Annotated in this window: 16 protein-coding genes and 1 pseudogene; 3 read left to right on the top strand and 14 right to left on the bottom strand. The window is 51.3% G+C overall.

The annotated features are described in order from the left end of the window. Positions 1-501: 501 nt before the first annotated feature. Positions 502-2,730, bottom strand: a complete 2,229-nt coding sequence (locus tag NM686_RS06105; protein WP_255186993.1) for a molybdopterin-containing oxidoreductase family protein — start codon at positions 2,728-2,730, stop codon at positions 502-504. A 384-nt stretch (positions 2,731-3,114) separates the two neighbouring features. On the opposite strand from NM686_RS06105, the pseudogene NM686_RS06100 reads away from it, so the two are divergent. Next, a pseudogene (locus NM686_RS06100) lies at positions 3,115-3,795 on the top strand (LysR family transcriptional regulator); the annotation flags it as partial. Positions 3,796-3,834: 39 nt separating this feature from the next. Here NM686_RS06100 and NM686_RS06095 read toward each other — a convergent pair. Next, a protein-coding gene (locus tag NM686_RS06095; RefSeq protein WP_407942372.1) for an IS3 family transposase occupies positions 3,835-5,423 on the bottom strand; the annotation gives its coding sequence in 2 pieces (ribosomal slippage) (positions 3,835-4,952 and positions 4,952-5,423; 1,590 coding nt in all). Positions 5,424-5,487: 64 nt separating this feature from the next. Between NM686_RS06095 and NM686_RS06090 the strand changes: the two genes are divergently transcribed. After that, on the top strand, positions 5,488-5,685 hold the full coding sequence (locus NM686_RS06090; RefSeq protein ID WP_329959183.1) for a type 2 periplasmic-binding domain-containing protein: 198 nt from the start codon (positions 5,488-5,490) through the stop codon (positions 5,683-5,685). An 87-nt stretch (positions 5,686-5,772) separates the two neighbouring features. Next, positions 5,773-6,048, top strand: coding sequence for a type IV conjugative transfer system protein TraL (gene traL, locus NM686_RS06085; protein WP_269022547.1), 276 nt, complete (start codon positions 5,773-5,775; stop codon positions 6,046-6,048). Between the two features lie 198 nt (positions 6,049-6,246). On the opposite strand, the gene NM686_RS21870 is transcribed toward traL, so the two are convergent. The 12 genes from NM686_RS21870 to lspA form a co-directional block, all read right to left on the bottom strand. Further along, positions 6,247-7,116: an alpha/beta fold hydrolase gene (locus NM686_RS21870; RefSeq protein WP_255186990.1), complete on the bottom strand. Its 870-nt coding sequence runs from the start codon at positions 7,114-7,116 to the stop codon at positions 6,247-6,249. A 64-nt stretch (positions 7,117-7,180) separates the two neighbouring features. Next, complete coding sequence (locus NM686_RS06070; RefSeq protein WP_255186989.1) at positions 7,181-7,786, bottom strand: DUF6624 domain-containing protein; 606 nt, start codon at positions 7,784-7,786, stop codon at positions 7,181-7,183. A 112-nt stretch (positions 7,787-7,898) separates the two neighbouring features. Next, a complete protein-coding gene (locus tag NM686_RS06065; RefSeq protein WP_255186988.1) occupies positions 7,899-8,054 on the bottom strand; it encodes a hypothetical protein in 156 nt (51 codons plus the stop codon). A 38-nt stretch (positions 8,055-8,092) separates the two neighbouring features. Further along, positions 8,093-8,680 carry a phosphatase PAP2 family protein gene (locus NM686_RS06060; RefSeq protein ID WP_255186987.1) on the bottom strand — a complete coding sequence of 196 codons (588 nt, stop codon included), beginning with the start codon at positions 8,678-8,680 and terminating at the stop codon, positions 8,093-8,095. 3 nt (positions 8,681-8,683) lie between these two features. Then, a complete protein-coding gene (locus NM686_RS06055; RefSeq protein WP_033158691.1) occupies positions 8,684-9,157 on the bottom strand; it encodes a GNAT family N-acetyltransferase in 474 nt (157 codons plus the stop codon). A 24-nt stretch (positions 9,158-9,181) separates the two neighbouring features. Further along, the gene (locus NM686_RS06050) at positions 9,182-9,814 is read right to left on the bottom strand and encodes an FMN-binding negative transcriptional regulator (protein WP_255186986.1); all 633 of its coding nucleotides are present in this window, start codon (positions 9,812-9,814) and stop codon (positions 9,182-9,184) included. 40 nt (positions 9,815-9,854) lie between these two features. Beyond that, positions 9,855-10,244, bottom strand: coding sequence for a tautomerase family protein (locus NM686_RS06045; protein WP_255186985.1), 390 nt, complete (start codon positions 10,242-10,244; stop codon positions 9,855-9,857). A 42-nt stretch (positions 10,245-10,286) separates the two neighbouring features. Next, positions 10,287-10,577, bottom strand: coding sequence for a DUF1330 domain-containing protein (locus tag NM686_RS06040; RefSeq protein WP_255186984.1), 291 nt, complete (start codon positions 10,575-10,577; stop codon positions 10,287-10,289). Further along, positions 10,574-11,263, bottom strand: a complete 690-nt coding sequence (locus tag NM686_RS06035) for a CTP synthase C-terminal region-related (seleno)protein (RefSeq protein WP_255186983.1) — start codon at positions 11,261-11,263, stop codon at positions 10,574-10,576. Before NM686_RS06035 ends, NM686_RS06040 begins: the two co-directional genes overlap by 4 nt. Positions 11,264-11,282: 19 nt before the next feature. Then, positions 11,283-12,107 (bottom strand): alpha/beta fold hydrolase, encoded by an 825-nt coding sequence (locus NM686_RS06030; RefSeq protein WP_255186982.1) that lies wholly within the window; start codon positions 12,105-12,107, stop codon positions 11,283-11,285. Next, entirely contained in the window at positions 12,095-13,591 is a 1,497-nt protein-coding gene (locus NM686_RS06025; protein ID WP_255186981.1) for an amidase, read from the bottom strand. Before NM686_RS06025 ends, NM686_RS06030 begins: the two co-directional genes overlap by 13 nt. Further along, on the bottom strand, positions 13,588-14,088 hold the full coding sequence (gene lspA, locus NM686_RS06020) for a signal peptidase II (protein ID WP_255186980.1): 501 nt from the start codon (positions 14,086-14,088) through the stop codon (positions 13,588-13,590). Before lspA ends, NM686_RS06025 begins: the two co-directional genes overlap by 4 nt. Positions 14,089-14,127 lie beyond the last annotated feature (39 nt).

The raw sequence follows: 14,127 nt of genomic DNA, 5'->3' as shown, positions 1-14,127 counted from the left end.
TAAGCTTCGGCTTCCGGCGGGAAAGATTGCTAGCCATCCCTGGCTAGCAATCGCGCCTACACCGCCACGTGTTTGCCTGCGGCGGCCCTGGCCGTCCGCGTCACCTCGGCTTTGACCCAACAAGGGGATCAAAGCCTTGGCTCTCGCATGACTCGACGCCGTTTCGCGATGCCTTGCAGTTTTTCTACTCGAAAAACCGCCCGGCGCTACGGCTTCCAGGGACTACTCAACCTTCACTCGCTAGCGCATCGTTTCCAAGGTTTCGCAGCGCTCGCATCCGTTGTTATCAGTTTATTTACTCAACTCATCATCAGTAAAATCAAAACATATTATCGCTTAGAAACACATCATAATTTCAGTTAATATATGCTTTATCGGCGAGTTTAAATGCAAGAAATTAATAATAAAAATGAGGCTGTCATAAAAATAAAAATGATAGCCTCAACCTATTTTATCTTAGCTGTTTTTGAGCTTAATTGTTCCTTGCATGCAATAGTAGTCTTATGCTGAATAGCTTGTTCCTTCTGTTCCATCCTCTACTTTATATACCTTGCACGCCAATCCTCTGAGTTGGAAGTTGCCTTGTTCTTTATCACAGTATTCGTCAGAATCATGAAGGATGACGGCATCTGCCGATTTCCAAAGGCTGGATAGCGCGGCCCCTGGCTCTTCGCTGCCAGTTGTTTCCGGGTACCACCAACCGTGAGGTACTCTGACTACATTAGGGGGTGTATCGTTACTTAGCCACGATCTGAGTTTTATTCTCTTTCCGCTAGTTGATTCCACCCATGCCCAGTCTCCGTCTGATAGATCTAAATCGTATGCCGTATCTGGGTGAATTTGCATTCGCGGGTCAGGTTCACGGCTACGCAGTTCCTTTGTGGATCGACCGAGCCCAAAACTGTGAAACCAATAGTTTTCGCGCATACCGGTGAAAAAGGTCAACGGATGCGTCTTCGCTAGCTCCGGTTTCCTTACATGACTTTCCGGTGGTTCAATCCAACTGGGCAACGGATCGTAGCCTAGCTCTTCAAAAATACTTGAATAAAGCTCGACTTTTCCACTAGGTGTCCCAAAGCCGGTTTGCTCGTACTTCTTGAAAGTTATTTCAGGTGCAGAAGCCCGATCTTGGGTTGATAATTTTTCCCATGTTAAACCCGCTGGCTTTAACCGTTCATCGTAGGCATCTTCCATACTAGCTGGCCAATCTTTCTCCTGTCCCAAACGAACACCAAGCTCACGCCACAACATCCAATCGTGCAAACATTCTTCCGGAGCTTGAACCGATTGTTGTCCGCCCTGATATACTGGAATCCAATCCCAGTAATTAAACAGGTTCGGCCTTTCAAGCCAATGAGTAGCCGGCAGAATATAATCGGCGATTTGAGCTGTTGGTGACTTTATAAGATCCATGACCACTAATAGATCCAAATTCATCAATCCTTCGTATATATGAGTGGTATTGGGATAACTGTTTAAGGTGTTGTTGCATTGCGATATAAGAGCTCTCAAGCGATAGGGTTTGCCCGTTTTCATTGCTTCCCACATGCTTGCAGGATGCGCCATCGCGCCGCCAGATACCTGATTTGAGTATTTCTTCCCCCAAACCTTTTCCATTGCTGGGCCGGTTTTTTCAAGTGTTTCCCAACTCAAGAGCTTAAAACGATTCATACCGAGCTGTTTTTTGCGTTGTTCAGGCGATAGTCTCTCATTGAGTTCAAATTCATCATCCGACGAAATTTCTGGATGGTATCCCATCAACAACTCCCCTCCTGGAACATCAAGATTACCAGTGATAGATCTCAAGATGGTTAAGGCTCGTAAAGTCTGAGTGCTGTTGGCATGGTGATCGGGCACGGCTCCCCAGGGGATCACAGCCGGACCAGTGGTAGCATACATGCGGGCAGAATCACGAATCTTATCTGCTGGCGCTCCAGTGATTTCTGATGCCCATTCCGGTGTATAATCCTTCACTCTTTCAGCAAGTTGTTCAAAACCTATGGTCCACTTTTCTACAAATTCTTTGTCATAGAGCTGTTCTTTGATGATCACATTGATCCAGGCCAGTAAATAGGCGCTATCCGTAGCCGGCTTAATCTGTAAAAAAATGTCCGCTTGATCACTGTAGCTATTACGGCGAGGATCTGTGACGATTAATTTTGCGCCTCTATCCAAGGCATCTTTAATCCATAAATATTCAGCCGTCCATCTTTGAGGTCCCGGTGCATGACCTAAAAGTACGATGCATTTGGTATTATGAAAGTCTGGAAACTGCCAAAAGCCGTAAGTCGCTTTACTGGGCACTGTGGAATTGGCCAAGCAGATGAATCCTGTCCAAGTCCAGTTCGGACTCCCCAGGAGATTCATAAATCTTCGTGATGCTGCGCCGGCGTTAGAGCTCCATCCATAAGTGCTACCAACTGTTTCCGGACCGTCTTCTGCTATCAATTGCTTCATCTTATCGGCAATCTCATCTAAAGCTTGCTTTGTGCCAATTTGTTCCCATTGGCCAGATCCGCGCTCACCGACTCTCCTCAGAGCATGCGTTAATCGATCGGGGTGAGTGATGTATTTATTTGCATTTGCCCCCTTTACGCAGATTGAATTCGGCGTAAGTGGATGATCTGGATTTTTTTTTATTGATTTCACCTTCCCATCTTCAACGGTGACAAGAAGTCCGCAATTGATATCGCAGGTGCTACAGATGGCCCATTTCGTTTCTTTGCTCATTTTTAGCCTCACAAAATTATTTTACTGATTAACAATCGCTTCTATCAGACATAGTTAACGCTTCTAATAAGGAGTCGAAATGCAACAGTTGGCTAAAATTTACTCTAACTCCACAAGTTTGTTAAATACCGATTTCCTATCAATCAATAGGTATAATCTATAGAAAAAGAGATGGCGCAAAAAGACCCAATTAACATTAAGCGACATGACCTGCTACTTTTCAAAGTATTTGAGCATCTAAAACTACAATCGCACTTCCTGATATCAACTTTCACGCCTTCAGGCTCATCTCTATGAGGGAGCGCGCAATATTGTTCAGGCTTGTATTAGCAAAATTCGATTTTCCATGAAATAATAGTTTTTTCCTATCCAATAGAGGCGTGTATGGAAATACAACAAATACGTTACTTTCTGGCAGTCTGCGATAAGAGCTCATTTACCCGGGCAGCGCAATCGACCTATGTGGCACAGCCTTCCCTGACGCAAGCAATAAAGAAATTGGAAGATGAGCTAGGAGGCGAATTGTTTACTCGAGATCGCAGCGGTTGCCGGCTTACCCCCCTTGGACGTTTTGTCGAGCCAACCCTGCGGCAAATATTTCGTGAGACTCAAAGTGTCAAAGCCGATGCCATCCGCTTTAATCGTTTAAACACGGTGCCGTTGCGTATCGGCGTAATGAACACCATTGCAGCACAATATTTGAGTCCTTTATTTACAGACTTTCAGCAGGAGCAGCCACATGTAGAACTGGAATTGATTGTGGATTGCGAAAGCAATTTATTGAAATTACTCGATGATGGTACTCTGGACGTGGTAATCAGCGCACCAACTTCGCCACCGGCTGGGCATTATCATTCATTAAGGCTTTATGAAGAACGCTATGTGGTAGTCTTCAACGATAAGCACCGTTTCAATCAATTTGAGCAAATCGATTTGGTGACAATTCAACAAGAACCCTACCTTGATCGTCTCAATTGCGAATTACGCGAAGAACTACGTAATGTCTGTCACGATAGACAAATCGATCTTTATGCTGCATACAGGAGTAATAGCGAGGAGTGGATACGGAAAATTTCAAGCTAGTTGTCGCCTCAATGTAAAAACTTATGCGGTTATTTTGTTTTGGTTAGAGGGCTCCTGGTTCGAGTTGTTTTGGGCTTCGGCATGATCGGGATTGAGATGAACGGTATGGATTCTGTTCCAGTTACGAGTATTTTTACTCCAGCGCTGCGGATTTTGGCGGCGGGCGTTTTCATAGAGCGCGGTGCGTTTCGCCAATAGGGCTAAGTCCAAGCCGGCATGGCGTTGCGCCGGGGTCACAAATCCAATGGCGCTATGGCGGTGTTCGTGGTTGTACCACTGCACCAGATCGGCCACCCATTGCCGGGCAACCGTCAGGTCGGCAAACGGTTTCAACGGGTATTGCGGGCGATATTTCAAGGTTTTGAACAGCGATTCCGAATAAGGGTTGTCGTTGCTCACGGCCGGGCGGCTAAACGAAGGGACGACGCCGAGCCGCTGCAAGGTCGCGAGCATGGTAGCCCCCTTCATAGGACTGCCGTTGTCGGAATGCAGGATGATCTGCCCAGGCCGCAGGCCTTCGCGTTGAACAATATCCTGCATCAGTTCGCTGGCCCATTGGCTGCTTTCTTCCTCAAATACCTGCCAACCCACAATTTGACGGCTAAAGATGTCGAGGAACAAGTAGAGATAGTAAAACTGGCCTTTGATCGCCGTCGGCAGATAGGTAATATCCCAACTATAAATCTGGTTCGGCGCGGTAGCAGTCAGCGCGCGGGGTTTGCTGCGCGGCTGACGGGGGCGTTCGCTACGGCGGTGTTTCAGCTGCTGGGCGGCTTTCAGAATGCGATAGATCGTCGATTCGGACGCCAGATAAATGCCTTGATCGGCCAGGCGAGGCACGATCTGGCTGGGCGGACAATCCGCAAATTCATCGGAATTGGCCACACTCAGGATGTGGGCGCGCTCGGCCTCGGTGAGCGCATGCGGCGGCGTGTATTGGCGTTGCGGTCGACGATCGGCTTTCACCGGTTCATCGTCACCGGCTTGCCAGCGCTGCAAGGTGCGCGGGCTCAGACCCAGTACAGCACAGGCTTGGTCTTGGCGGGCACCGGCGGCCATCGCCTCGGCAACGGATTCGATCAGGTTTTGGCGCTGCTGAAGAGACGTCATTCGACCTCGCCCCCCAACAGCGCCCGGACCTTTTTTTGCAGGATCAACAAAGCGGCGGCTTCGGCCAGGGCTTTTTCCTTGCGAGCCAACTCGCGTTCCAGGCGTTGGTTTTCGGCTTTTAGGCTGCGTAGCGTCTGGCTGTCTTTGCGGTCGTTATCGCTGCTACCGGCTGTGCAGAAATCGGTCTTCCATTGCTGCAATTGATGGGCAAATAACCCACGTTCGCGACACCAGGCATTCAAGGCCTCGCCCGACAATGTGTGGGTTTCCTGAAGTGCCTGCAAGCGCTGTTCCGGCGCCCAATCTTGAGGGCGTTTTGCTGGGCTTTTTGCCCGGTTCTTATCGTTGAGTGCTGTGTGGCTCATCCAGGTTTTTAAGGTGTGCACGCTGAGATTCAATTCATCAGCGATGGCTTGTATGCTGCGATTGCCTCGGCTATAGACTTTGGCCAAGGCTTGTTCTTTGAATTCATCAGAATAACGGGTTTTTGAATACTTCATGTTTAAATCTCAAATTTCATACAGTCTGAAAATTTGAGGCGACAACTATTCTGACGCAGGGGGGATATTGACAATGGTGCGGGCCGGCATTGGTATAGCATTGATGCCAGAATTCACCATTCCCAAAACAACGGACAATCTTAATTTTCGTTATTTGTCCGATCCTGAAATACTTCGCACAGTGCAAGTTTTTTTTCAACCAGCATCGGTAGCAAACCCTGAAGTTAATCAGCTTTTGGAAAAAATGCGCGTGAATTTTTGACCTTGCGCCCTATTTGAAGAATAGTTTTACACGCCGATTTGCACCTAAAATCCCCTTCACAATAATGATCATCCCAAGGAGGTCATTATGGAACCCGTTGCCCTCCCTCGATCGATCGGCGATCCGCTCCACATTTTGCTGTGGAGCGCGGACGAGATCGCGCCCTTCATAGTCAGCATGCTCGCCGGCATATTGATCGATCAGTTCATTCCATGCCTGGCGCTTGGATTCATCGCAGTCAAGTTTTACCGGCGTTTCCGCGATAACTGGCCTGACGGCTACACCTTGCATGCTCTGTATTGGCTAGGGTTTTGCTCAGTCGCGCTCAGACAATCCCCAATCCCTATATCCGCCGGTTCCTGATGAGATGGTCGGATTTTTTGCAAACCTGGGACGGACACCAGACCGAGAACAGGTTTATCCGTTGTCTCATCCGAGCGATTAATCAGTCATTGTGGATACGATCAAAGAATATCGATAGCTTTATCGATCAAAAAATGGACTTTCCGCAGCTGACGTCTAATTCGTCATCAGCTGCACAAGCTCTCTTCAAATATCCCTTCAGAATAATGGCCATCCCAACCGGAGGTCATTATGGAACCTGTTGCCATCCCCCAATCGATCGACGATCCGATCCACATTTTGCTGTGGAGTGCAGACGAGATCGTACCCTTCATGGTCAGCATGCTGACCGGCATGTTGGTCGATCAGTTCATCCCCGGCTTGGCGCTCGGGTTCATTGCGGTCAAGTTTTACCGCCGTTTTCGCAGCCAGGATTGCCGCCGGTAGCGAAGAAGGCCTGAGGTCGGCATCGGCAAGCCCCAACAATCTTACGATACCAAGCCACGATAACGGCTTGGCCACTGCAATCTGCAGGGCTTGTTTCCGATAATCCCACGCAGCATAGGGCTGCTGATGCATGGGGCTTTGCTCATGCGTCGAATCGACCAGGACCATGCCCTGCGTCTCTTCGGGAAACTGGTGATAAAAAGCGCGCACGTAGATTCCGCCGCGCGAATGGCCGACCAACACAAACGGCGGCGCAATACCGGCATTGTTCAGTAGCGTATGCAGGTTTTTGGCCACCTCTTCCGGCTGAATGGCTGTGTCTACGGGATCGCTCCAGCCCAGTCCGGGGCGATCATAGGCGCAAACGCGCATGTGTTCTGCAAGCTTGGCGTGAACCGGATGCCAACTCAACACGTTTTCGCCAAGACCTGCTTCGAGAACCAACGTCGGAGAACCCGAACCCATACAGTAAAGATGGAGGTTCACGCCATGCATTGAAATCATGCGCCCCGGCGGCGGGAATGCGGCTAGGTCGGCCTCGGTTCTTTCGGCTTGGTAGACGGCTCCCACCAGCGCGGCAAGACATGCGATTGCCAAGCCGAACAGCAAGTATCGCAAACGCCGCGATAATACGAATGTCATGTCAGCCATCGGAAGGTTGGATTATGCGAGCAAAGCGAACAAAAATCCGAACGGTTGCAGGGTTTCAACTTGCGATCCTCCAACCTACGGAATAAAGCCATTTTTGATATTGCTCGTCTAGATCGGGTGGTGTCGGAATATTCTCGCGCGTGCTTTGCGCCGTTAATTCGGCGGTTCTTTCCTCGATGGTGTTCAAGCCGACCGCAAGCCGTCGATCGTTAACAGTTTCCGGATTTTCGATTGGATAAGGTTCGAGTTCTCCGTTGTTATTCGGCTGGAATTGAGTCCCGTAACATTGAGGTTTTCCCTCATACATGCGAATGCGGTCTTCCAGAAACGCAACTTGCCAAGGCATCACGTCGTTGTTGGCAGCGGCTTGCTTCAGCAAAGATAGGCAATGCCGCATGAATGGGGGATTGCCGATAGCATGTTGCGCGATCAACCAGGCCGCCCAAGCTCCCTCCTCGCCCACCAGACTGTTTCCGGGCCAACCATATTGGTCCATGATGGCCGTCAGGCGAGCGGCATTGCTGATATGTACGGCTTCCATATGCGGGTGATAGAGAGCGTGGCCTAGAGAGCCATCGGCGACCAACGCCTCCCGTACTGAAAGGTCGTTTTTTGCCATCGCCACCAGTTCCTGGCTTAACATTTCGTTTGAATGGTGCATCGGGGCTCTGTTTTGGCAATTAGTAAGAGGCGCTTCAGCTTGTGCCCACCGGTGAACGATCTGCCGCGCGCCACGTACCCGGCTGCCAATCAGCGTCGAACACTAATCTGCTTTAAGCGGACGGACGTTTGATCAAGAGCCGAATCCAAAACCAAGTCTCGAAGCCTGCGCCAACGATAAAGGCGGTGTTACCAAAACCGGAATAGCCGGCCAGATAACACACCACGGCTACCGCTAAAATCATTACCGTGATGATGTGATGCTTCATATACCCGTTCTCCTAAGCATTACACATCTACAGTATTTTCATTTTAGCCGACTCATAACGGCCTTATTGGCAAGCAAGCCGCCGACTATCCCACAGACATAACCCGCCAACACATCAGCCGGAAAGTGGGCTCCCACATTGATTCGCGATAGGCCTACCCATAGCGTCATAACGGCTAACAACAACCGATCGCGAATTGTTAATGACGGCCAAAACATCGTCATGATCAGCATCGCAAACGCAGAATGACCACTGGGGAAACTGTGTCTTGATTCCGGCAGAGCCAAAACGGTAACACGTCCTGAGGGCAGCACGGCACTAGGTCTAGGCATGTCGAATCCGATCTTCAACAGTGCCACAGTTCCCGCAGTCACCATATAACCGAGCATTAAACGCATTAGCAGCTGTTTCAAGCCTGGCAGCGATGGGAGCCGCTCCGCATTAAACGGAAATAGTTGCTGAAAGGCGATCGCAAGGAGTATTACACCAAGTATCCAAGGCATATTTCTGAAGTCACCAACCGCTGTACCAGTCAACATCAACGCATCAATCAAAGGTCCATGCCAGCCATTAACGGCGTAAAAAATTTCTTGGTTCATACCGAACCAATCATACAAAGCATTCATGATTTATTCGCTTAAAAGTTCAATGGCCGGGATCGGCAAATGGTAGACATAAAACTGTTCGTCGCGCGTCCAGCCTGTTGTTCGATAAAGCCCTTGCGCCTCGGTGTTGATTACTGCCGTTGACAAGGTCAGGCGAACAGCGCCCAAGCTGGCCGCATATTCGACTGCCGCAGCTATAAGCCGACCGGCAATGCCTTGCCTACGAAATCCGGCATCGACGAATAGATCGTTGAGAATGAAGGTTCGAGCCAGCGAGACGGACGAAAAGCTGGGGTATAGCTGGACAAAGCCGGTGGTTCTATTGTCCTGCTCGGCCAGGAACAGTACCGATTCGCCGTGTTCGAATCGATCCCGCAAAAATGATTTCGCCGCATTCGGATCGCTGGGTTTACCGTAAAACCGGCGGTAACTGTCGAATAACGGAATGAGTGCTTCCAGGTCGGACAGCGTAGCTTGGCGAACTGCAAATGGCTTCATGACGACTTCTCTCAATGGTCGGACTCAAGGCTTGGCTGCATCGGCGACCAAACTCGCCATGGCCGACTGACCGGATTCTCGCAACGCTTCGATCACGCTATTTTGATTTTCCGGTGGCTGGTTTTGGCTGACTTTCCACTTGCCTTGCAGCCGTGACACGCTGATTTCGATACCAATAATCTGTGTGATCAAGCGTTCGGTAAAATCGGCAGGCGCGTCCGCTACAGACCAAGGCTCGGGTAAACCGGCTTCGAATTCCTGCGTCATAGACTCCAATTGCTGGCGAATCCAAATCGGATCGTCTATTAGCCGTAGCGTGCCGTAAGCATGCACGACGACGTAATTCCAGGTGGGCACCACCTTGCCCGCCTGATGCTTGGTTGCATACCAGGACGGCGAGATATAGGCATTTTCTGCTTGGAACACCGCTAATACTTCGGTTTGCGGGTCGGAGTCCGTCCACAGCGGATTCGAGCGGGCGATATGGCCGCGCAAGCTGCCGTAAGGTGAACCGCCCTCCTCTACCCAATGCAACGGAATGTGGTTTGCGTTCAAACCACTGGCGGATGAGGCGACCAATGTCGCTAGCGGATAATCGCGTATCAATGTCTGCATGACATCGATTCTGGGTTCTTCGAAATGCTTAGGTATATACATGTGTTCTTGCTGGATACTGGCCGCTTAAGTGTTGCTGGCACTAGACATTGATTTGGTAATTCAAGGTCACTTCGTCGCCGTGCATGCCGCGGAATCCCCAATTGCAGGCAGGACTTTCATATATGCAAATTTCGATGTCCTGGTGGGCAATGCCGATCTGTTCCTGAATGCGGTCGAACAGCAAACGGATGAGTTTTTTCTTGGTGGCGGTCTCCCGGCCGGTGATCATGCTGATTTCGATGATCGTGTAGGCGTCGCTCCTGCCGCTCGGTGCGAAAAGATCCTCCTTTTCCATCGAAAAGAATCGATGCGCTCTCTTATCCTGCGGAAACTGCAGCGCTTCCACCACACACTCATGAATCACATCGGACAATGGCCGTTTGATGGGGTTGAGATGGTCTTTGATGCCGTATATTTTGATTTGTGCCATTTTGATGATCTAACCATTGATATGTTGGACTTTACGATTGCGTTACAAACATCCATCCACTAAAACGAGTTTGCTGGTAGTCGTTTGATGGCGTAATGAAAAAAGTGGTTGCGCTTCGGGATCTTGAAGAAAGCCGTTAGCTTGTTTTCTTGATGGAAACTCGATGACAACAACCCTTTCAGGCGTCCAATCACCCTCTATAACGGTAGGCTGTTCGCCCCGGACCACATACCTTCCGGAATGCTTTTCTATGAATGCCGGTATTTTCGAGATGTATTCTCGGAATCGATCAAAATCATGGATCGTTAGATCCAAAATCAGATAACTATTCATAGGTTTGCCACCGCCTTTAAAAAAGCCGAAACCAAAAGATGCGGTCGTTCCGGCGTGGATCGGGCTTGCGGTACGAACAGCGTACCGATGAAAAATGGATGTCCAGGCCACTCGATCACCCGAATCTCGCCTTCGTCATCGGCGCCGGTAATTCGCATGGGGCCTTGTTTCAGGGTATCGACATAGTCCGGGTTGATGCCGAAGTTGCAGTAATACTGTTCGGTTGCCGTCAAGGCACCGTAGATTTCGGCAACGCGCGAATCCGCTTCCAAAGTCAGCGGCAGTGCCCTCCCGGCCAGCGAGCATGCGAGTTGCGAAATGAAAAGCGTCGAGGCGTACGGATCGTACTCGGCATGTTGTGCGTCTTTAAATCCCAACACGTTGCGGGCATATTCGATAATCATATGCTGAAAACCGCCGCAGGTGCCAAAGCATGGGATATTGTTTTCTCGGGCGTGGCGAATCGCCGACAATGTCTTGTCCATGTCTTTGTACGGACTGCCGGGCGCAATCCAGATGCCGGCATAACGTTCGAACAACGTATGATCGATATCGGCGGTCGAAATCCAGTCGGCGCCAATATCCAAACCGGAAGCCGCCTTGGCATGTTCGATGGCGGCGTTGGTCGACAGATGGGGCGGAAATGTCGGCGTGTATTCGCCGAGCAGTGCGATTGATTTGGTCATGGGCGGGTAAATTCCTTGTTTAACTTAACGTTTTGATCGACATACATATCGTTGGCGCGGTTCGATACAAACAGGAATAATGGGAAAGTCCGTCCAGTACCGTGATTTTCGAACAGCCAGGCAGCGCCGATGCCAAATAATCCGCCATGGCAACCGGCGACCAGTTGTCTTCCGCTCCGTGCCAAATATGAGTATCAACGCTGATATCGGCCAGCGTTGCTTTCCAGGGCTGCACGTAGGCGATGATGTCGCGAGCATAGCCTAGCGAATCGCGCTTGAAACAGGTTTTGAGCATTTTGGTCATGGTGGTCCGAAACGTCTTGTCCTCTGCTAAAACCTTGTCTTCGCCGGCCGCGCTGGAAAATAACATTCGCAACAACAGGCCGGGAAACCTACTCGCCAGCCATCCTTGTACACGAGCCAGCCACAGAAATGCCGACGGATGATTTTGAGCCAGCCGGAAAACGGCTTTTCCCGCCGCCGCGTCGATGAAGTTGCCGGCATCCAGCGGCGCAGCGGCAGAAATCAAATGCAGGCTGCGTACCTGGCCGTTCATCGCGCGGCAGACTTGCAAGGCAATGAAAGCGCCGATCGAAAAGCCGATAAAATCGACGGGATTAGCGCCAACCTTGTTGGCAATCTCATCGGCTATGCATTGGTAATAAGCGTCGCCTTGCAACCGAGGGGCTATGGTCGAGCGGTCATAACAAATGATGGTCAGATGATGTTGTTTGCCATGAAGGTCAAAAATTTCGCATTCGTCAGGCGAACCCGGCGTGCCATGGAAATAGATCACCGGCTGGCCGTCGGCGGCGCCGAATTGGCTAAATTTTACTGATGGCATAACGGCGGCATCCTGTGTTTCCAAGGTTCGGTTTGTTCGAGCTGGGCGGCCAGTTGAAACAACAGCCGGTCGTTACCTTCCGCCGCCATGAACTGCGTGCCATGCGGCAAGCCGTCGTCGCTCCAATACAGCGGCATCGACATGGCCGGTTGGCCGGTGATGTTGGCAATCGGGGTGAACGGCGTTTGCTGCACGGCTTTGGTGATGATCGCATCCAGCAAGCTGTTGCAGAATAGCTTGTCGGCCAATCCGGTCGCCAGCAATCCGCGCATCAGCCATTGTTCCAAAACATTGGGATCGAGCGCATCGGACGCCAACGGTGGCGTGGCGACCGTCGGCGTCAGGATCACGTCGTAGCGGCGATGAAAATCCGCCAACCGTCCGGCAATCCGCTGCCAGACAGCCAGCGCCTGCTGCACCTGGTCGTCGCTCACGCCTTTGCCGATGCCCGCCATCAGCCGGGTATTCAACTCGATGGCCAGCTGAGGCTCGGTCAGCTCCAGCCACTGCGCCATGTTGGCGACATCCCGAGCGGTATAGTAAAAAATCACGGTCAGAAAGGCGCGCATCAATTCGCGGCCGTCGAAATTCCAGACCGTTTCCTCCACAACGTGGCCGAGCACCTCGCAGTGTTTGGCGGCTTTGGCTGCGGCAGAGAGACAGTCGCGGTGTATCGGCGTCTCGACAGGCGCCCGGTTGATCAGTGCAATTTTCAGCCGTTTCGGTGGCTGCGTGGTGGCATATAGATAAGACTGGGGCGGCGGATTGGTCGCAGAGTAAGCCTGATCGGTGTTGCCGGCCACCCAATCCAGATAGGCGGCGCTGTCCCGCACGCTAATCGTGCAGACATGGCTGACCACCGCCCCACCCCAAGCCTTCGATAAATCCTCGAAGCGGTTCAAGCCTCGGGACGGTTTGAAGCCGAAGATGCCGCAGTAGGACGCCGGCAATCGGATTGAACCGCCGCCGTCGCTGGCATAGGCCATAGTCACGATGCGTGCGGCCACGGCAGCGGCACTACCACCGCTGGAGCCTCCGGAGTTAAGGCGTAAATCCCAAGGGTTGGAGGTGCTACCGAACACGGCGTTGTTGGTCAACGCCGATGCGCCTAGCTCGGAGGTGTTGGTCTTGCCGAAGGTAATGAAACCGGCGGCATTGAGCCGGGCGGCCATCTCGCTATCGGCGGCGGGACGATAATCCTTCATCGCCACGCTGCCGTTCGACATCGGGACACCTGCGAAACGCAGCATCAGGTCCTTGACCAGAAACGGCACGCCGGTAAACGGTCCGCGGTTGCCTAGGTTTTTCACCAGCGATTCCGCCAGATCGTCCATCGGCGTGACGACGGCATTCAGTAACGGATTGAACTCAGCCAATCGCGCCTGAGCGGTCTTCAGCAATTCCCCTGCCGAAACTTCGCCGGATTGCACCAGCTGCGCCAAGCCCAAAGCGTCGTATTGGGGATATTCGCTGAATGGATTCATCGCTCAGACAACCGTTTGTTAGCGCGGGGCATGCCAGTAAGCAACATCAAGGCGCCAACAACCACGACCACATCGGCTAGGTTGAACACGCCGGTGCTGATTGGCCCAATGCCCATGTTGATAAAATCCACCACGTAGCCGCCGTATATCAATCTATCGATCAGATTGCCCAAGCCACCCGCCAACAACAGCGCATATGCCAGGATCGAGGACGGTGAGGCCGCTTTTGAAAACAGGATGTAACCCAGCAAAACGACTAACATTCCGGCTACGCCAAGCGAGAATAAGCCGTCGCGCAAAACTTCCGGAAACGACGAGCCCAGACCCAAAAATGCACCATGGTTATGGGCCAATTGCAAGCGAACCGTGTCGCCCCAAAACGACCAAACGTCGGTTTCGGACAATAACGATTGGGCAACTGATTTACTGGCCTGGTCGCAGCCGACGCAAGAAATCAGCACGATAACGGTCAAGACAAGGCGTTTGGATAGGTTCATTCAATATCCCATGATTAGCAGTTGAATATGATTTAAAGC

The sequence above is a fragment of the Methylomonas rapida genome (assembly GCF_024360925.2).
In the GTDB taxonomy this organism is placed as follows: domain Bacteria; phylum Pseudomonadota; class Gammaproteobacteria; order Methylococcales; family Methylomonadaceae; genus Methylomonas; species Methylomonas rapida.
Note: the sequence above shows the minus strand (reverse complement) of the source record. Positions and strands in the feature narration are given on the sequence as shown.